We start from the raw sequence: 18,420 nt of genomic DNA, 5'->3' as shown, positions 1-18,420 counted from the left end.
TTTATGCAAGGCTCTTTGATGATGGACATCGCCGGCACCTGGCTGACCGCCGAGGATCGCCAGATGCTGCGCCAGCCCGAGGTGGGCGGCTTGATCATTTTCGCCCGCAACATCGAATCGCCACGCCAGGTGCGCGAGTTGTGCCAGAGCATTCGTGCCGTGCGCCCGGACTTGCTGCTGGCCGTGGACCAGGAGGGCGGCCGGGTGCAGCGTCTGCGCCAGGGCTTTCTGCGTCTGCCGGCGATGCGTGCGATCGCCGACAACGACAATGCCGAAGTGCTTGCCGAGCATTGCGGCTGGCTGATGGCGACCGAGGTGCTGGCCGTCGGGCTGGATCTCAGCTTCGCTCCGGTCCTCGATCTCGACCATCAGCGCAGTGCGGTGGTCGGCAGTCGCGCTTTCGAGGGCGACCCGCAGCGCGCAACCACGCTGGCTGCTGCGTTCATCCGCGGCATGCATCAGGCGGGTATGGCAGCGACCGGCAAGCATTTCCCCGGGCATGGCTGGGCTGAGGCGGACTCTCACGTGGCCATTCCGGTCGACGAGCGCAGCCTTGATGAGATTCGCGCCTGTGACATGCAGCCGTTCAAGCGTCTGGCTGGCGAGCTGGATGCGGTGATGCCGGCGCATGTCATCTATCCGCAGGTCGATGAGCAGCCGGCGGGTTTTTCTCGTCGCTGGCTGCAGGACATCCTGCGCGGCGAGCTGGGCTTCGACGGCGTGATCTTCAGTGACGACCTGTCCATGGCCGGTGCGCACGTGGTTGGCGATGCTGGCAAGCGTATCGAGGCGGCGCTTGCTGCTGGCTGTGACATGGGCCTGGTGTGCAATGACCGGGGCTCGGCGGAACTGGCCCTCAGCGCCTTGCAGCGCTTGCAGGTCACCCCGGCCGAGCGACTGCAGCGCATGCGTGGGCGCGGCCATGCGCGCACCGATTATCGTCAGGCGCCGCGTTGGTCTGCGGCGGTGGCTGCGCTCAGAGCGGCGCATCTGCTCGACTGAGGGCTCAACATGACCGTTTATGCAATCATCGGTGGTACCGGCCTGACGCAGCTCGAAGGCCTGGTGATTCGTCAGGCGCTGACACTGGATACGCCCTACGGCACGCCCTCGGCCGATATCCTGCGTGGCGAGTACGGCGGGCGCGAGGTGTTGTTTCTGGCGCGCCATGGCCAACCGCATCGGATTGCTCCGCATCAGATCAACTACCGCGCCAACATGTGGGCGTTGAAGCATGCAGGGGCGCGCGAGATTGTTGCGGTCAATGCTGTGGGTGGCATTCATGCGGCGATGGGGGCGGGACATTTCTGCGTGCCGCATCAGCTCATCGATTACACGGCCGGTCGTGCGCACACCTTTTTCGAGGGTGAGCTGGATCACGTGACGCACGTGGATTTCAGTTACCCCTACGATGCGGCATTGCGCGAGCGCCTGATCGCGGCGTTGACCGCTGAAGGTGCTGCATTCAGCAGCCATGGCGTGTACGGCTGCACGCAGGGGCCGCGCCTGGAAACGGCGGCGGAGATCGTGCGGATGGAGCGTGACGGCTGTGATCTGGTCGGCATGACCGCAATGCCCGAGGCTGCACTGGCGCGTGAGCTGGCGTTGCCTTATGCCTGTCTGGCGCTGGTGGTGAATCCTGCTGCGGGCAAGACCAGTGGCCTGATCACCATGGACGAAATCGAACGGGTGCTGGAGCAGGGCATGGGCACGATCAAGGCGGTATTGGCGCGCGTGCTGAGTGACTAGCTTCTCTAAGCAAATGAAAAGGGCCGCTTAGCGGCCCTTTTCGTTACCTCCCCTTACAGCGGGCTGATGCGCACCAGGGCGCCGAGGCTGCCGTGATCGAGGTAGGTCAGGCTGTTGTCCTTCAGGCGCTGGGCGACTTTCATGTGTTCGCTGCTTTCCAGCAGGCCGTCGGCACTGAAGCGGTTGATCCACAGTTCCAGATCCAGATCGGCGAAGCGATCCTGGGTGAAGGCAAGGGTGCCTTCGACCGGGTAGTGGCCGAGGTGCGCCTCGCCGCTGTTGACGGCTACGCGGCTCGCTGTGGTGCTCAGAGTCTGGCTCCAGGCCTTGTGCAGCAGAACCTGATAGCCATTACCCGGGTTGAGCTTGGCTGCTTCGCTGTCGAGGCTGGTGGGGCGCTCGCTGCCGGCGATCGGCAGGGCGGTGCCGGCCCAGTCGTCGGGGGCGATCTTCGGCGCGATCACCGCGTCACCGGCCTGGCGGAATACCAGCAGTTCCACCTGATACAGGCGTTCGGCGAAGGCGTTCGGGGCGAGCAGGCAGAGCAGCAGGGCGATCAGATGCAATGGGCGCATGGGGGAGTCCTTCAGGTGGTGGGCGCGAGGCGCTCGAGCAGGGCTTCCAGGGTGTTGAAGCGCTCTTCCGCGCGCTCCATGGGCACCTGGATCTTGAAGACGGTGGCGCCTTCGAACTTGTAGCGTTTCGGTTGGGCCTGGATCAGCTTGATCAGCGTCAGCGGGTCGACGCAGGTCTCTGCGGCGAATTCGATGCGGCCGCCCTGTGGTCCGGCGTCGACCTTGGTAATACCCAGCTTCTCTGCCTGCAGCTTGAGCAGGGTCAGGCGCATCAGATTCTTGGTTGGTTCCGGCAACAGGCCGAAGCGGTCGATCATCTCAACCTGCAGCTCCTTCAGGCCATCCTCGTCGCTGGCGTTGGCGATGCGCTTGTAGAGAATCAGGCGGGCGTGCACGTCGGGCAGGTAGTCTTCGGGGATCAGCGCCGGTACGCGCAGGTTGATCTCCGGGCCGCCGCCCAGCGGCTGGTCGAGGTTCGGCTGCTCGCCTTTCTGGATGGCCTTGACCGCGCGTTCGAGCATTTCCATGTACAAGGTGAAGCCGACGGCCTGAATCTGTCCGCTCTGGCCGTCGCCGAGCAGTTCGCCGGCGCCGCGGATTTCCAGGTCGTGGGTGGCCAGGACGAAGCCCGCGCCGAGGTCCTGAGCGTTGGCGATGGCCTCCAGACGTTTCTCGGCGTCTGTGGTCATCTGCTTGCGCGGGGGGGTGAGCAGGTAGGCGTAGGCTTGGTGGTGGCTACGGCCGACACGGCCACGCAACTGGTGCAGCTGGGCCAGACCGAACTTGTCGGCGCGGTCGATGATGATGGTGTTGGCGCTGGGCACGTCGATGCCGGTCTCGATGATGGTCGAGGCCACCAGCACGTTGAAGCGCTTGTGGTAGAAGTCGCTCATCACTTGTTCGAGATCGCGTTCGCGCATCTGTCCATGGCCGATGCCGATACGTGCTTCGGGCACCAGCTCGGCGAGGTCAGCGGCGCATTTTTCGATGGTCTTCACGTCGTTGTGCAGGTAGTACACCTGGCCGCCGCGCAGTAGTTCGCGCAGCAGCGCTTCCTTGATGGTCGGCTTGTTGGCTTCCATGACGAAGGTGCGCACTGACAGGCGCCGCGCCGGCGGGGTGGCGATGATCGACAGGTCGCGCATGCCGGCCACGGCCATGTTCAGGGTGCGCGGGATGGGTGTGGCGGTCAGGGTGAGAATATCCACCTCGCTGCGCAGGGCCTTGAGCTGCTCCTTCTGGCGCACGCCGAAGCGGTGTTCCTCGTCGATGATGGCCAAACCGAGGTTTTGGAACTTGACGTCATCCTGCAGCAGCTTGTGCGTGCCGATGACGATATCCACCTTGCCTTCGGCCAGTTGCTGCACGGCGTCGCCGACTTCCTTGGCGCTCTTGAAGCGGCTCATCACCTCGACCTTTACCGGCCAATCGGCGAAGCGGTCGCGGAAGCTATTGTAGTGCTGCTGGGCGAGGAGGGTGGTGGGCACCAGCACGGCGACCTGCTTGCCGCTGTGTACGGCGATGAAGGCGGCGCGCATGGCCACTTCGGTCTTGCCGAAGCCGACGTCGCCGCAAACCAGGCGATCCATCGGCTTGCCGGCCAGCATGTCGCTGCGCACGGCGTCGATGGCGGCCTGCTGGTCCGGGGTTTCCTCGAAGGGGAAGCCGGCGCTGAAGGTGGCGTAATCCAGCGCCGGGTCTTGGAAGGCGAAGCCCTCGCGCGCGGCGCGGCGGGCGTAGATATCGAGCAGCTCGGCGGCAACATCACGCACCTGCTCGGCGGCCTTGCGCTTGGCCTTCTGCCAGACTTCCGAGCCGAGGCGATGCAGCGGCGCAAGAGCATCGTCACTGCCGGTGTAGCGGGCAATCAGGTGCAGGCTGGCCACGGGCACGTAGAGTTTGGCTTCGTCGGCGTACTGCAGTGCGAGGAATTCGGCGGCCTGGCCATCGAACTCCATGGTCACCAGGCCCAGGTAGCGGCCGACGCCGTGATCGATATGCACCACCGGTGCGCCTTCGCGCAGCTCGGTGAGGTTCTTGATCACGTTGTCGCCGCCTTCGCGGCCTTTCTCGCGGCGCCGGCGCTGCATGACGCGTTGGCCGAACAGCGGGCTCTCGGCGATCAGCGCCAGGTCGTCGAGCAGCAGCCCTTCGTCCAATGGTGCGATGCAGATGTTCAGGCGCTCGCTGCTGGCGACGAAGGCTGGCCAGCCCTCGACTTCCTTGGGCTTGAGCTTGAGGCGAGCGAGCAGCTCCAGCAACACCTCGCGGCGCCCGGCCGATTCGGCGCAGAACAGCACACGGCCTGGATATTCTTCGATAAAGCGGCGCAGCGCTGCCAGTGGCTCGCCGGCCTTGGCCTGGATCGCCAGGTCGGGCAGGGCGCGGGCGTCGAAGCGGGTCTGGCCGACGCCAGGCTCGATATCGTCCTGATTGACCACCACCCGCGGCCAGCTCTTCAGGCGGGCGAAACAGTCCTCCACCGGCAGGAAGATGTCGGCAGGCGGCAGCAATGGCCGCTCTGGATCGACTCGACGATCCTCATAGCGGCTACGCGCATCTGTCCAAAATTGTTCGGCGGCTTTTTCGATGCCGGGCAGGGAAAATACCTGGGTGTCGCCCGGCAGGTAGTCGAACAGGGTGTCCGTCTCTTCGAAGAACAGCGGCAGGTAGTACTCGATGCCTGCTGGGGTGATGCCGGTGGACAGGTCCTGATAGATCGGGCAGCGACGGAAATCCACGTCGAAGCGCTCGCGAAAGCGCCCGCGGAAATCGGTGACGGCTTTCTTTTCCAGCGGAAACTCACGCGCTGGCAGCAGGCGGATCGACTCGACCTTGTCCACCGAGCGCTGGGTTTCGGGGTCGAAGGTGCGCAGGGTTTCGATTTCGTCGTCGAACAGGTCGATACGGTAGGGCGTGTCGCTGCCCATCGGGAACAGATCGATCAATGCGCCGCGCACAGCGAACTCGCCATGCTCGTACACCGTATCCACGCAACGGTAGCCGGCCGCCTCCAGGCGCGTGCGCATCTGCTCCACATCGAGTTTCTGGCCGACATCCAGCACCAGGCTGCTGCCCAGCAGGAAGCGCTTCGGTGCGAGGCGGTGTAGGGCTGTGGTGATCGGCACTACGAGGATGCCGCGGCTCAGCTGCGGTAGACGATAGAGCGCTGCTATACGCTGCGAAATGATGTCCTGGTGCGGCGAAAACACATCGTAGGGCAGGGTTTCCCAGTCGGGGAAGTGCAGCACTGGCAGGTCGGGGGCGAAGAACGCCAGCTCTTCCTGTAGCCGCTCGGCGCTCTGGCTGCCTTCGGTGAGCACCAGGGTGAAGCGTCCAGCGTCGCTGGCCGCTTCTGCGATGGTCAGGGACAGGGCGGCCCCGGGCAGGTTGCCCCACTGTTGTTTGCCGGCGCTGGCCGGTAGAGACGGAAGACGCAGTACGGACACGGGCGGCTCACGGTCGTGACGAAAGGCCGGGAATTGTAGCGGGGCTTGCTGGTCAATGTCAGTCGCGACAGGCGCGCATTGCTCATGCTCGCGCGCACCGTCATAATGTAGCCCCTTTTTTCAGCCCCTACATGTGGAAGGTACTGCCCGTGACTCAGAAGCCCGACCAGTGTCTCGGTGAATGGATCGATCGTGAAGCCCTCGCGGAAGCGATGATTCCGCTGATTGGTCAGCTCTATCGCAACAACAATGTGGTGACCTCGATCTACGGCCGTGGCCTGATCAATCGTTCGGTCATCGACATCCTCAAGGCTCATCGTTTTGCCCGTCACCGCCTGGCTGAAGAAGCCGAGCTGTCGGTGCACGACACCTTCCCCATGCTCAAGGCCATGAGCGAGCTCAAGCTGGGCGCTGCCTCGGTTGATCTGGGCAAGCTGGTTGCCAAGTTCAAGGCCGAAGGCGCTGGCCGTGGCGTCGAGCAGTTCGTCAAGGACGAGCTGGCCGATGTGGTCGGCAAGCAGAACGGCGCTGGTCGTGAAGGTACCGACGTTGTGCTGTATGGCTTCGGTCGTATCGGCCGCCTGCTGGCGCGCATCCTGATCGAGAAGACCGGTGGTGGTGATGGCCTGCGTTTGCGCGCCATCGTCGTGCGCAAGGGTGCCAGCAACGATCTGGTCAAGCGTGCCAGCCTGCTGCGTCGTGACTCGGTGCATGGCAAGTTCAACGGCACCATCACCATCGATGAAGAGAACAGCACCCTGACGGCCAACGGCAACCTGATCCAGGTGATCTACGCCAAGGACCCGAAGGAAGTCGACTACACCCAGTACGGCATCAAGAACGCGCTGCTGGTGGATAACACCGGTGTGTGGCGTGATGCCGAGGGTCTGGGTCAGCACCTGGCTTGCCCGGGTGTCGATCGCGTCGTGCTCACCGCGCCTGGCAAGGGCGCGCTGAAGAATATCGTGCACGGCATCAACCACAGCGAAATCACCGCTGAGGACAAGATCATCTCCGCTGCGTCCTGCACCACCAACGCCATCGTGCCGGTGCTCAAGGCGGTCAATGATCAGTACGGCATCGTCAACGGTCACGTTGAGACCGTTCACTCCTACACCAACGACCAGAACCTGATCGACAACTTCCATAAAGGCAGTCGTCGTGGCCGTAGCGCCGCGCTGAACATGGTCATCACCGAAACCGGTGCCGCCACCGCTGCTGCCAAGGCGTTGCCTGTGCTCAAGGGCAAGCTGACCGGCAATGCCATTCGCGTGCCGACGCCGAACGTGTCCATGGCCATTCTCAATCTGAACCTGGAGAAGGCCACCACGCGCGAAGAGATCAACGAGTACCTGCGCCAGATGGCCATGCACTCGGATCTGCAGAAGCAGATCGACTTCGTCAGCTCGCAGGAAGTGGTATCGACCGACTTCGTCGGCTCGCGTCACGCCGGTGTAGTGGATGCCGAAGCCACCATCGCCAACGATAACCGCGTTGTACTGTACGTCTGGTACGACAACGAGTTCGGTTACAGCTGCCAGGTGGTGCGCGTGATGGAAGACATGGCCGGGGTCAATCCGCCAGCCTTCCCGCGTTAAGCGTCAGGGTCAAAAAACGGGAGCTTCGGCTCCCGTTTTTTTATGCCTGAAATCTGGCCTGGCGAAGTTGTCGAGTTGATCTCGAGCAGTATCGAGTTTGTTGCGCCCTGTTACCGAAAGGCCAAAAAAAGCAAGCGCTTGGGTGGTCAGTGCCGGGGGGCGTCTTTATAATCAAGCGGATTTTTTACCCAGGTTTGGCGCCTTCCTCCACGCCCATATCGTATTGGCGTGGTCGGGTCTATTAGACCTTCGGTAGCGCCGCCTGTCCTATAAAAAGCTTTCTAAATCAGTGGTTAGGCAAACCTATGATCAAACTAAAGCATGGGCTTGATTTGCCCATAACGGGTGCGCCGGCACAGCGTATCGAGGCCGCCAGGCCCGTACGCAGTGTCGCTGTCATCGGCTTCGACTATCACGGGATGAAGCCGACGATGGAAGTGCAGGTCGGTGACCGGGTCAAGCTCGGTCAATTGCTGTTTACCGACAAGAAGACACCCGGCGTGCGCTATACCGCTCCCGCTGGTGGCGTGATCAGCGCCATACATCGTGGTGAGAAGCGTGTCCTGCAATCCGTGGTCATCGACATTGATGGCGACGAGCAGGAGACCTTCGCTCAATATGCTGCCGACCAGCTGGATTCGCTGACTGACGAACAGATTCGCGAAAACCTGCAGCAGTCTGGCCTTTGGACCGCCCTGCGTACTCGTCCGTTCAGCAAGGTGCCGGCGCTCGATGCCGTACCCAGCTCGATCTTCGTGACCGCAGTCGACACGCATCCGCTCGCCGCCGATCCTGCTGTGATCATCGGTGAATATGCCGCTGATTTCGAAAACGGCCTCAAGGTTCTCGGTAACCTGGCCAAGGTCTTCCTGTGCAAGGCCGACGGTGCCAACCTGCCTGGCGAGAAACTGGCCAAGGTACAGAGCGAAGCCTTTGCAGGCCCGCACCCGGCAGGTCTGCCGGGGACTCACATCCACTTCCTCGACCCGGTCAGCATCGGCAAGAGCGTCTGGCAGATCGGTTATCAGGACGTGATCGCGGTGGGCAAGCTGTTCACCACCGGTCAGCTGTTCGTCGAGCGCGTAGTCGCACTCGGCGGCCCGGTTGCCGAGCAGCCGCGTCTGCTGCGCACCCGCCTGGGCGCCAACCTGGAAGAACTCACCGCCGGTGAGCTCAAGCCAGGTTTCAATCGTGTGATTTCCGGCTCGGTGTTCGGCGGTCGTACCGCTCAGGGTGCCTTCGCCTTCCTCGGTCGTTACCACAACCAGGTGTCCTGCCTGGTGGAAGGCAATGACCGCGAGATGATGCATTACCTGCGTGCCGGGGTTAACAAGCACTCGGTACTGAACGTGTTCGTCTCCAAGCTGGCCAGTGCCAAGCTGTTCAACTTCACCACCACCACCAACGGCAGCCCGCGTGCCATGGTGCCGGTGGGCAACTACGAAGCCGTGATGCCGTTGGATATCCTGCCGACTCAACTGCTGCGCTACCTGATCGTTGGCGACACCGAGATGGCTCAGAAACTGGGTTGCCTGGAGCTCGACGAAGAAGATCTGGCGCTGTGCACCTACGTGTGCGCTGGCAAGTATGAATATGGCCCGATCCTGCGGGACAACCTCACCCGCATCGAGAAGGAGGGTTAATCCGTGGGCATTCGTGCATTCCTCGACAAGATCGAGCACAACTTCGAAAAGGGCGGCAAGTACGAGAAGTGGTATGCCCTCTACGAGGCCATCGACACCTTCTTCTATCGTCCTGGCAGCGTGACCAAGACCACTGCTCACGTGCGTGATGGCATCGACCTCAAGCGCATGATGATCACCGTGTGGCTGTGTACCTTCCCGGCGATGTTCTTCGGCATGTGGAACACCGGCTACCAGGCCAACCTGATCTTCGCCCAGAGCCCCGAGCTGCTGGCGAGCCAGGAAGGCTGGCGCTTCGCTCTGATCGGCTCGCTGGCCGGTTTCGATCCGAACAGCCTGTGGGACAACTTCATTCAGGGCGCGGCCTATTTCCTGCCTGTCTACGCGGTGACCTTCATCGTCGGCGGCTTCTGGGAAGTACTGTTCGCCTCGATCCGCAAGCATGAAGTCAACGAGGGCTTCTTCGTTACTTCCGTGCTGTTCGCCCTGATTCTGCCGCCGAGCATTCCGCTCTGGCAGGTCGCCCTGGGCATCAGCTTCGGCGTGGTGATCGGCAAGGAAGTGTTCGGTGGTACCGGCAAGAACTTCCTCAACCCGGCCCTCACCGGCCGCGCATTCCTGTTCTTCGCCTATCCGGCGCAGATGTCGGGTGATGCGGTCTGGACCGCGGTCGATGGCTTCGCTGGCGCTACCTCGCTGAGCCTGGCTGCTTCCGGCGGCATCGAGAACGTGATCAACAACGGCATCACCTGGATGGACGCCTTCGTCGGCACCATTCACGGCTCGATGGGTGAGACCAGCACTCTGGCCATCGCCATCGGTGGTCTGGTCCTGTTGCTGACTCGTATTGCGTCCTGGCGCATCGTCGTCGGCGTGATGCTGGGCATGATCGGCCTGAGCCTGCTGCTCAACCTGATCGGTTCCACCACCAACCCGATGTTCGCCATGCCCTGGTACTGGCATCTGGTAGTGGGCGGCTTCGCCTTCGGCATGTTCTTCATGGCCACCGACCCGGTGTCGGCCTCCATGACCAACACCGGCAAATGGATCTTTGGTGCTCTGATCGGTGTGATGGTGGTGTTGATCCGTGTGGTCAACCCGGCCTTCCCCGAGGGCATGATGCTGGCGATCCTGTTCGCCAACCTGTTTGCACCGCTGATCGACCACTTCGTCGTTCAAGCCAATATCAAGCGGAGGCTGGCACGCAATGTCTAGTCAAAAAGAATCCACCGTCCGTACGCTGACGGTGGCGGTGCTGGTGTGTCTGGTGTGCTCGGTATTCGTCGCCGGCGCAGCCATCGCACTGAAGCCGACTCAGGTTGAAAACCGCCTGCTGGACAAGCAGCGCAGCATCCTGGCCATTGCCGGCCTGGGTGAGGCCGGCATGTCCGGTGCCAAGGTCAAGGAACTGTTCGACACCACCATCACCGCCAAGCTGGTGGATCTGGAGAGCGGCACTTTCTCCGATGCGTTCGACCCGGTCACCTTCGATCCGCTCAAGGCCTCCAAGGATCCGAAAACCTCCGAAGCTTTGAAGGGCAGCGAAGACATCGCCGGTATCAAGCGTCAGGAGCGTTACACCACTGTTTACATGGTGGAGAAGGATGGCGAACTCGAAACCCTGATCCTGCCGGTGCGCGGCTATGGGCTGTGGTCGACCCTGCACGGCTTTATCGCGGTGAAAGGGGATCTGAACACTGTCGTGGGCATGGGCTTCTACCAGCACGGTGAGACCCCTGGTCTTGGTGGCGAGGTGGATAACCCGAAATGGAAGGGCCAGTGGCCGGGCAAGACCCTGTTCGATGACAACGACAAGTTGGCCGTACAGGTGGTCAAAGGCGGTGTCGATCCGCAAAGCCCGAACGCTACCCACCAGGTCGATGGCCTGGCTGGCGCCACGCTGACCAGCGTCGGTGTGGACAACCTGCTGAAGTTCTGGCTCGGCCAGAACGGCTTCGGTCCGTTTATCGCTAACCTGCGTGCAGGGGAGGCTTGATCATGTCGCAGCCGACTATTAAAGAAGTCCTGCTCAACCCGATCTTCAACAACAACCCCATTGGCCTGCAGATCCTCGGGATCTGTTCGGCCCTGGCGGTCACCTCGAACCTGCAGACCGCACTGGTGATGTCTGCCGCGCTGACCCTGGTGACCGGTTTCTCCAACCTGTTCATCTCGATGATCCGCAGCCAGATCCCCAGCTCGATCCGCATGATCGTGCAGATGGTGATCATCGCCTCGCTGGTGATCGTGGTCGATCAGGTGCTCAAGGCCTACGCCTTCAGTCTGTCCAAACAGCTGTCGGTGTTCGTCGGTCTGATCATCACCAACTGCATCGTGATGGGCCGCGCTGAAGCCTTCGCCATGCAGAACCCGCCGGTGCTGTCGTTCTTCGATGGTATCGGCAACGGTCTGGGCTACAGTGCCATGCTGATCGCCCTAGGCATCATTCGCGAGCTGTTCGGTGCGGGCAAGCTGATGGGCTACGAGGTCTTCTCGGTGGTCAACGACGGCGGCTGGTACCAGCCCAACGGCATGCTGCTGCTGCCGCCTTCGGCATTCTTCCTGATCGGTCTGTTCATCTGGGCCATCCGTAGCTGGAAGAAGGATCAGATCGAGGCCAATGCTTACAAGATGGCGCCTCAGGTATCCAGTAAGGAGGCCTATTAATGGAACATTACATCAGCCTGTTCGTCCGTGCGGTGTTCGTCGAGAACATGGCGCTGGCGTTCTTCCTCGGTATGTGTACCTTCATCGCCATCTCCAAGAAGGTGGAAACCGCCATCGGCCTCGGCATCGCCGTGGTCGTGGTGCTGGGTATCACCATGCCGGTGAACAACCTGATCTACACCAATATCCTCAAGGATGGTGCGCTGGCCTGGGCCGGCCTGCCTGAGGTGGATCTGTCGTTCCTCGGTCTGCTGACCTTCATCGGGGTGATCGCTGCACTGGTACAGATCCTCGAGATGACCCTGGATAAGTACGTGCCGTCGCTGTACAACGCCCTCGGCGTGTTCCTGCCGCTGATCACCGTGAACTGCGCCATCATGGGTGGCTCACTGTTCATGGTCGAGCGCGACTACAACCTGGCCGAGAGCACCGTTTACGGTATTGGCGCGGGTGTGTCCTGGGCGCTGGCGATTGCTGCGCTGGCCGGTATCCGCGAGAAGCTCAAGTACAGCGATGTACCGGCTGGTCTGCAGGGTCTGGGCATCACCTTCATCACCATCGGTCTGATGTCGCTGGGCTTCATGTCCTTCTCCGGCGTGCAGCTGTAAGGAAAGGATGAACAGATGAATTACGAAATCTTCCTCGCCATCGGCATGTTCACCGCCATCGTTCTCGCGCTGGTGCTGATCATCCTCGCTGCTCGCGCCAAGCTGGTTTCCAGCGGCGACGTGAACATCGAAATCAACGGCGAAAAAACCATCGTGGTCCCGGCTGGCGGCAAGCTGCTGCAAACCCTGGCCGACAACGGCATCTTCCTGTCGTCCGCTTGCGGTGGTGGCGGTACCTGCGCCCAGTGCAAGTGCATCATCGAGTCCGGCGGTGGCGAGATGCTCTCCACCGAAGAGTCGCACTTCACCAAGCGTGAGGCCCGCGAAGGCTGGCGCCTGTCCTGCCAGGCCGCGGTCAAGCAGGACATGAAGATCGAAGTGCCGGAAGAAGTCTTCGGCGTGAAGAAGTGGGAATGCACCGTCGAGTCCAATCCCAACGTCGCCACCTTCATCAAGGAGCTGACGCTGAAGCTGCCTGAAGGTGAAAACGTCGACTTCCGCGCTGGTGGTTACGTGCAGCTGGAATGCCCGCCGCACACCGTGGACTACAAGGACTTCGACATCCAGGAGGAGTACCGCGGCGACTGGGACAAGTTCAACCAGTGGAAGTACGTGTCCAAGGTCGAGGAGACCGTGATCCGTGCCTACTCCATGGCCAACTACCCGGAAGAGCGCGGTCTGGTGAAGTTCAACATCCGTATCGCCTCGCCGCCCCCCGGCAAGGACGATCTGCCGCCGGGCAAGATGTCGTCCTACGTGTTCAGCCTCAAGCCGGGCGACAAGATCACCGTGTACGGGCCCTTCGGTGAGTTCTTCGCCAAGGACACCGACGCCGAGATGGTCTTCATCGGTGGTGGTGCCGGTATGGCGCCGATGCGTTCGCACATCTTCGACCAGCTCAAGCGCCTGAAATCCACGCGCAAGATCAGCTTCTGGTATGGCGCGCGCTCCATGCGTGAGTCGTTCTACAACGAAGAGTACGACCAGCTCGCCGCTGAGAACCCGAACTTCGAGTGGCACCTGGCATTGTCCGATCCGCAACCTGAAGACAACTGGACCGGCCTCAAGGGCTTCATCCACAACGTGCTGTACGAGAACTACCTGAAGGACCACCCGGCTCCGGAAGATTGCGAGTTCTACATGTGCGGCCCACCCATGATGAACGCCGCGGTAATCAAGATGCTGACCGACCTGGGTGTCGAGCCGGAGAACATTCTCCTCGACGACTTCGGCGGCTAACGCATGAGGTCTGCTGTACTCCAGCCCGTTATCGCTGTCGCCTTGGCGGCAGCCCTAACGGGCTGCTTGCATTCTGAACGGATCGAAGAGTTCGGTGGCCCGACCATGGGCAGCACCTATTCGATCAAATACGTCCGCAGTGAAGGTGTCGCGCCGCAAGCCGAACTCAAGGCCGCGACCGAGGCGATCCTCGCCGAGATCGATCTGCAGATGTCCACCTATCGCGATGATTCGCTGATCGAGCAGTTCAACCAGGCGCCGGCCGGTACCTGCCAGGCCATGCCCAAGGGCGTGCTGGACCTCGTGCGTGCCGGCAATCGCTTGCACGAGGAAAGCCAGGGCTACTTCGACCTGACGCTGGAGCCGTTGCTCGACCTCTGGGGCTTCGGGCCCAAAGGGCAGGGCGAAGCCGTACCGGATGCCGAACGTCTGGCCGAAGTGCGTAAGCGGGTTGGCCAGCAGCACCTGAGCATCGAAGGCGAGCAGCTGTGCAAGGACGTCGACGTGGAAGTCGACTTCAACAGCATCGCTGCCGGTTACGCTGTCGATCAGATCGTCGCGCGTCTGGGCGAGCTGGGCGTTACCAGTTACCTGGTCGAGGCCACCGGCGAGCTCAAGGCGGCTGGCTTCAAGCCGGACGGCAGCCACTGGCGTATCGGCCTGGAAGCACCGCGTGATGATCGGCGTGTCGCTCAGCGCATCCTGCAGCTCGATGGTTACGGTATCTCCACCTCGGGGGACTATCGCAATTACTTCGAAGAGAACGGCCAGCGCTACTCGCATACGCTCGATCCGCTGACCGGCAAACCGGTCAATCACAAACTGGCAGCTGTCACGGTGGCAGATCCATCGACCTTGCGCGCCGATGGCTTGTCTACCCTATTGATGGTGCTTGGACCGGATGCCGGTATGGCATTCGCCGAGCGCAACGCTATCGCGGCGTTTTTCGTGACGCGTGAGGGCGAGGGCTTCGTCACACAGGGCACGGCCGCATTCGAGCAGCTATTCGCTGCAGGAGATGAGCAATGACTTTTCTGGTTGTATTTCTGGCCATGGTTCTGGTCGTCGGCATGATGGCCGTCGGCGTGATCATGGGGCGCAAACCCATCGCCGGTTCCTGCGGTGGCATCGCCAACCTCGGTATCGAGAAAGAGTGCTCGATCTGTGGTGGTAGTCGTGAGAAGTGCGAAGAGGTCAATCGCGACAACGGCGAAGCGCCGAACACTGACCTGGCTTACGACGCGAGCAAGCGTTAAGGCAGGCGGTATGCTTTGATAGCCGGCAGCTGTAATCCACTGCCGGCCCTGCCGAGGGTGCGCCACAAGCGCTCCGGCCTGATCTGAAGGAGTAAACATGGCGGTCTACAACTACGATGTGGTGGTGCTGGGCTCCGGCCCGGCGGGCGAGGGCGCAGCGATGAACGCGGCCAAGGCCGGGCGTAAGGTGGCCGTGGTGGACAACCGTCCGCTGGTCGGTGGCAACTGTACCCACCTCGGCACCATCCCCTCCAAGGCGCTGCGCCACTCGGTGCGGCAGATCATGCAGTTCAACACCAACCCGATGTTTCGCCAGATTGGCGAGCCGCGCTGGTTCTCCTTCCCCGATGTGCTGAAAAGCGCCGAGAAGGTGATCGCCAAGCAAGTCACTTCGCGCACGGGCTACTACGCGCGCAACCGCATCGACACCTATTTCGGTACAGCCAGCTTCGCCGACGAGCAGACGATCGAAGTGGTCTGCCTCAATGGCGTAGTGGAAAAGCTGGTAGCCAAGCAGATCGTCATCGCCACCGGCTCGCGTCCCTATCGCCCGGCCGATGTCGATTTTCGTCACCCGCGTATCTACGATAGCGACACCATTCTCAGCCTCGGCCACACGCCGCGCCGCCTGATCATCTACGGAGCCGGGGTGATCGGCTGTGAGTACGCCTCGATCTTCAGCGGCCTGGGTGTGCTGGTCGACCTGATCGACAACCGCGATCAACTGCTCAGCTTCCTGGACTCGGAAATCTCCGATGCCTTGAGCTATCACCTGCGCAACAACAACGTGCTGATTCGTCACAACGAAGAGTACGAGCGCATCGAGGGGTTGGAAAACGGCGTGATCCTGCACCTGAAGTCGGGCAAGAAGATCAAGGCCGACGCGCTGCTCTGGTGTAACGGTCGTACCGGCAATACCGATCAGCTGGGGCTGGAGAACATCGGCATCGCGGTCAACAGCCGTGGCCAGATCCAAGTCGACGAGCATTACCGCACCGAAGTCAGCAACATCTACGCCGCCGGTGACGTGATCGGCTGGCCGAGCCTGGCCAGCGCCGCTGCCGACCAGGGCCGTTCCGCTGCCGGCAGCATCGTCGACAACGGCAGCTGGCGTTTCGTCGATGACGTGCCAACCGGCATCTACACCATTCCGGAGATCAGCTCGATCGGTAAGACCGAGCGTGAACTGACTCAGGCCAAGGTGCCTTACGAAGTGGGCAAGGCCTTCTTCAAAGGCATGGCCCGTGCGCAGATCTCGGTCGAGCCGGTGGGCATGCTGAAGATCCTCTTCCATCGTGAAACCCTGGAAGTGTTGGGCGTGCACTGCTTCGGCTATCAGGCCTCGGAGATCGTCCACATCGGTCAGGCGATCATGAACCAGAAGGGCGAAGCCAACAGCATCAAGTACTTCATCAACACCACCTTCAACTACCCGACCATGGCCGAGGCCTATCGGGTTGCCGCGTTCGACGGCCTCAACCGGCTTTTTTGAGCGGCTCCGGCCGGCGGCCTGAGCCGGTCGGGGAGACAGGCTGGGTAGTGGCTTCCGAGTGGCGCTGGCCGAATCGGGAGAGCTTCTAGCGTCTCAGGCGGCAGCAAACGACAAAACCGGCCTAGTGCCGGTTTTGTCGTTGTTGGGGTGTATGTAGGGCGAGTGTTTGGCGGCTACAACGGTCCGTAGGGTGTCGCGGGGCCGCCCAGGCCGTGCGCACCGCCGGAGGAGTTGGTGCGCACGACGCAACCTGCAGGGCTCAACCGCGCAGTGTCTGTGCCGCCAGGCCAGGGAAGTCGGTGATGATGCTGTCGACACCGAAATCAGCCAGGCGACGCATCAGCGCCGGCTCGTTGACCGTCCAGACCGACACGTGCAGGCCTTGCTTCTGCGCCTTGAGCAGGCGTTCCGGGGTGCACAGCGTCCAGTTCAGCGCCAGCAGATGGCAGCCGTAATGCGCCGCAACTTTCAGTGGGTCGAGCCAGGCGTACTCGGCAACCAGACCCAGCTGCAGCTGCGGCGTCAGCTCGCGGGCGGCCTTGAGCACTTCGCGCGAGCTGGAGGTGATGGTGATCTGCTCGCGCAGACCGAAGCGCTCGACCAGTTCCGAGATGGCCAGCACGGTGCGTGCGGCGCGGACCTTGGAGGCGCTTTTAACCTCCAGTTGCCAGTGCTCGAACGGGCAATGCTCGAACAGTTCCTCCAGGCGCGGAATCGGGCAGGGGCGCACCCAGCCAGGGCCACCCTTGCGCGCGTCGTATCGGATCAGGTCGGCGGCATCGTGCTCGACCACCTTGCCGCGCAGGCCCGTGGTGCGCTTCAGGGTTGGGTCGTGGATCACCATCAGCTCACCGTCGCGTGATAGGTGCAGGTCCAGCTCGCAACGATTGACGCCATGCTCCAGGCAGCGCTGGAAGCTGGTCAGGGTATTTTCCGGGGCTTCGCCCTTGGCGCCGCGATGGCCATAAATGAGAGTCACTGTTGCTCCTTGACGGTGTCGAGGTGGCGCGGCTGGTGATGGCGCACGCTGTTGATCACGTGATCGTATTCGAAATAGACGCTGAATTCGCGGTAATCCCAGCGCGTGATCGGCGGTTGGCCGACAGGCTTGTGCTCCTCATCGGCCAGGCCGAAGCGCTCCAGCACCGCACGCTTGGACTGTCCTTTGTGCGGCAGGTTGCTGGCGTCGAGGTCGGCGCCCTGGTCGCCCACGGGAATGGTCAGGGTGTCGGCCAACAGGGCAGTAGGGGCGAGTAGGGTGAGAAGCAGTGCGAGACGATACATGGCGGTTCCTTGGCGAGTGTCATTCGCGGGCTTGGCGACGCTCCAGAGCCTGCTTCTGCAGGATATGCCGAGCCAGTAACTGGCGCTGTGCGTCGGTCAACGCTTCAAACTCGGTGCCGATCTCGAATTGGCCGTCCGCACGTTGGCTGCAGTGCACTACCTGACCACGTAGCAGGAGGCCGAGCGCTTGTGGCATCAGCACCATCTTGATCGCTAGATGGCTGCCCGGCGCCACGGGCTGGGCGCTATTGAAGCTGATACCGCCTTCGGACAGCGAGACCTGGCGTGGTGCACCGATGTCGCGTAGCAGGCTTTGCGCCACAGCCTGGCCGAGCAGGTCGATGCGCTTGTTGATCACCTTCAGGTAGTTGGCCAGGGTACGATCGCGTTCAGTGATATGACGCAGCAGATGCTGGGATTCGAAGTCCATCAGGTGCAGGTCGCTGAGCAGGTTGAACAGCGGCGATGGATCGTGAAGCGCGTCGCTGGCATAGGCTTCGGCCCCCGACAGCAGGCTGAATTCCAGTGCGATCGTATCGTCGATACGATAGTATTCGCGGCGATCATCTACATCGTTAGTCGACATGGCGAACCCATGAAAGCGGTGGTGGTCGAAGACCCTGTTGAAAGTCTCGCGAGCTGGATGCGTGCCAGGCAAGCGTCGGTTACGAATGGTAAACGAGCATTGCTCGCTTCGCTCGTTCCTTCGGGACCACACTGAAGCGCACCAGCCATAAGCGGCTTTCCAAGTGTTTTTAACGCAGCAGGCCCGTTACGCAGCCGACTTCGAGTTGCTTCTGAGTGTAAGGCCGCTGATCTGGCCCCGCCACATGGACGTTTTTCTTTCCCCCGAATCTCTC

Annotated in this window: 17 protein-coding genes; 12 read left to right on the top strand and 5 right to left on the bottom strand. The window is 61.9% G+C overall.

Annotated features, from left to right (window positions below; translation table 11 throughout):
• Positions 1-3: 3 nt before the first annotated feature.
• Positions 4-1,002 (top strand): beta-N-acetylhexosaminidase, encoded by a 999-nt coding sequence (nagZ, locus tag RTH74_RS00750; RefSeq protein WP_316913435.1) that lies wholly within the window; start codon positions 4-6, stop codon positions 1,000-1,002.
• Between the two features lie 9 nt (positions 1,003-1,011).
• Positions 1,012-1,749 carry an S-methyl-5'-thioinosine phosphorylase gene (locus RTH74_RS00745; RefSeq protein WP_316913434.1) on the top strand — a complete coding sequence of 246 codons (738 nt, stop codon included), beginning with the start codon at positions 1,012-1,014 and terminating at the stop codon, positions 1,747-1,749.
• Positions 1,750-1,802: 53 nt separating this feature from the next.
• Here RTH74_RS00745 and RTH74_RS00740 read toward each other — a convergent pair whose 3' ends face one another.
• Together RTH74_RS00740 and mfd are read right to left on the bottom strand one after the other, a co-directional pair.
• The gene (locus tag RTH74_RS00740; protein ID WP_316913433.1) at positions 1,803-2,324 is read right to left on the bottom strand and encodes a CsiV family protein; all 522 of its coding nucleotides are present in this window, start codon (positions 2,322-2,324) and stop codon (positions 1,803-1,805) included.
• An 11-nt stretch (positions 2,325-2,335) separates the two neighbouring features.
• The gene (gene mfd / locus RTH74_RS00735; protein WP_316913432.1) at positions 2,336-5,773 is read right to left on the bottom strand and encodes a transcription-repair coupling factor; all 3,438 of its coding nucleotides are present in this window, start codon (positions 5,771-5,773) and stop codon (positions 2,336-2,338) included.
• Positions 5,774-5,904: 131 nt separating this feature from the next.
• On the opposite strand from mfd, the gene RTH74_RS00730 reads away from it, so the two are divergent.
• The 10 genes from RTH74_RS00730 (at position 5,905) to sthA (ending at position 16,276) form a co-directional block, all read left to right on the top strand.
• Positions 5,905-7,371, top strand: coding sequence for a glyceraldehyde-3-phosphate dehydrogenase (locus RTH74_RS00730; RefSeq protein ID WP_106734873.1), 1,467 nt, complete (start codon positions 5,905-5,907; stop codon positions 7,369-7,371).
• A 305-nt stretch (positions 7,372-7,676) separates the two neighbouring features.
• Positions 7,677-9,014 (top strand): Na(+)-translocating NADH-quinone reductase subunit A, encoded by a 1,338-nt coding sequence (locus RTH74_RS00725; protein WP_316913431.1) that lies wholly within the window; start codon positions 7,677-7,679, stop codon positions 9,012-9,014.
• Between the two features lie 3 nt (positions 9,015-9,017).
• On the top strand, positions 9,018-10,229 hold the full coding sequence (locus RTH74_RS00720; RefSeq protein ID WP_037000345.1) for an NADH:ubiquinone reductase (Na(+)-transporting) subunit B: 1,212 nt from the start codon (positions 9,018-9,020) through the stop codon (positions 10,227-10,229).
• Complete coding sequence (locus tag RTH74_RS00715; protein ID WP_099526438.1) at positions 10,222-11,010, top strand: Na(+)-translocating NADH-quinone reductase subunit C; 789 nt, start codon at positions 10,222-10,224, stop codon at positions 11,008-11,010. Before RTH74_RS00720 ends, RTH74_RS00715 begins: the two co-directional genes overlap by 8 nt.
• Positions 11,007-11,681: an NADH:ubiquinone reductase (Na(+)-transporting) subunit D gene (locus RTH74_RS00710; RefSeq protein ID WP_208019980.1), complete on the top strand. Its 675-nt coding sequence runs from the start codon at positions 11,007-11,009 to the stop codon at positions 11,679-11,681. The genes RTH74_RS00715 and RTH74_RS00710 overlap by 4 nt, the downstream gene beginning before the upstream one ends.
• Positions 11,681-12,289 carry an NADH:ubiquinone reductase (Na(+)-transporting) subunit E gene (gene nqrE, locus RTH74_RS00705; RefSeq protein WP_017677633.1) on the top strand — a complete coding sequence of 203 codons (609 nt, stop codon included), beginning with the start codon at positions 11,681-11,683 and terminating at the stop codon, positions 12,287-12,289. The genes RTH74_RS00710 and nqrE overlap by 1 nt, the downstream gene beginning before the upstream one ends.
• 15 nt (positions 12,290-12,304) lie before the next feature.
• Positions 12,305-13,528, top strand: coding sequence for an NADH:ubiquinone reductase (Na(+)-transporting) subunit F (nqrF, locus tag RTH74_RS00700; protein ID WP_316913430.1), 1,224 nt, complete (start codon positions 12,305-12,307; stop codon positions 13,526-13,528).
• Between the two features lie 105 nt (positions 13,529-13,633).
• Positions 13,634-14,557 carry an FAD:protein FMN transferase gene (locus RTH74_RS00695; RefSeq protein ID WP_316914298.1) on the top strand — a complete coding sequence of 308 codons (924 nt, stop codon included), beginning with the start codon at positions 13,634-13,636 and terminating at the stop codon, positions 14,555-14,557.
• A complete protein-coding gene (nqrM, locus tag RTH74_RS00690) occupies positions 14,554-14,784 on the top strand; it encodes a (Na+)-NQR maturation NqrM (protein ID WP_100548255.1) in 231 nt (76 codons plus the stop codon). Before RTH74_RS00695 ends, nqrM begins: the two co-directional genes overlap by 4 nt.
• Before the next feature lie 97 nt (positions 14,785-14,881).
• Positions 14,882-16,276, top strand: a complete 1,395-nt coding sequence (gene sthA / locus RTH74_RS00685) for a Si-specific NAD(P)(+) transhydrogenase (protein ID WP_099526433.1) — start codon at positions 14,882-14,884, stop codon at positions 16,274-16,276.
• 259 nt (positions 16,277-16,535) lie between these two features.
• Here the strand turns inward: sthA and RTH74_RS00680 are convergent, their stop codons facing one another.
• Genes RTH74_RS00680 through RTH74_RS00670 form a run of 3 tightly spaced genes read right to left on the bottom strand, consistent with a single transcriptional unit; the run spans position 16,536 to position 18,146 of the window.
• Positions 16,536-17,255 (bottom strand): glycerophosphodiester phosphodiesterase, encoded by a 720-nt coding sequence (locus tag RTH74_RS00680; protein ID WP_316913429.1) that lies wholly within the window; start codon positions 17,253-17,255, stop codon positions 16,536-16,538.
• On the bottom strand, positions 17,252-17,560 hold the full coding sequence (locus RTH74_RS00675) for a phosphodiesterase (protein ID WP_179545305.1): 309 nt from the start codon (positions 17,558-17,560) through the stop codon (positions 17,252-17,254). Before RTH74_RS00675 ends, RTH74_RS00680 begins: the two co-directional genes overlap by 4 nt.
• Before the next feature lie 19 nt (positions 17,561-17,579).
• Positions 17,580-18,146 (bottom strand): PilZ domain-containing protein, encoded by a 567-nt coding sequence (locus RTH74_RS00670; RefSeq protein WP_316913428.1) that lies wholly within the window; start codon positions 18,144-18,146, stop codon positions 17,580-17,582.
• Between the last annotated feature and the right edge of the window lie 274 nt (positions 18,147-18,420).

This window comes from Pseudomonas sp. zfem001, assembly GCF_032621725.1.
GTDB classification, from domain to species: domain Bacteria; phylum Pseudomonadota; class Gammaproteobacteria; order Pseudomonadales; family Pseudomonadaceae; genus Aquipseudomonas; species Aquipseudomonas sediminis.
Note: the sequence above shows the minus strand (reverse complement) of the source record. Positions and strands in the feature narration are given on the sequence as shown.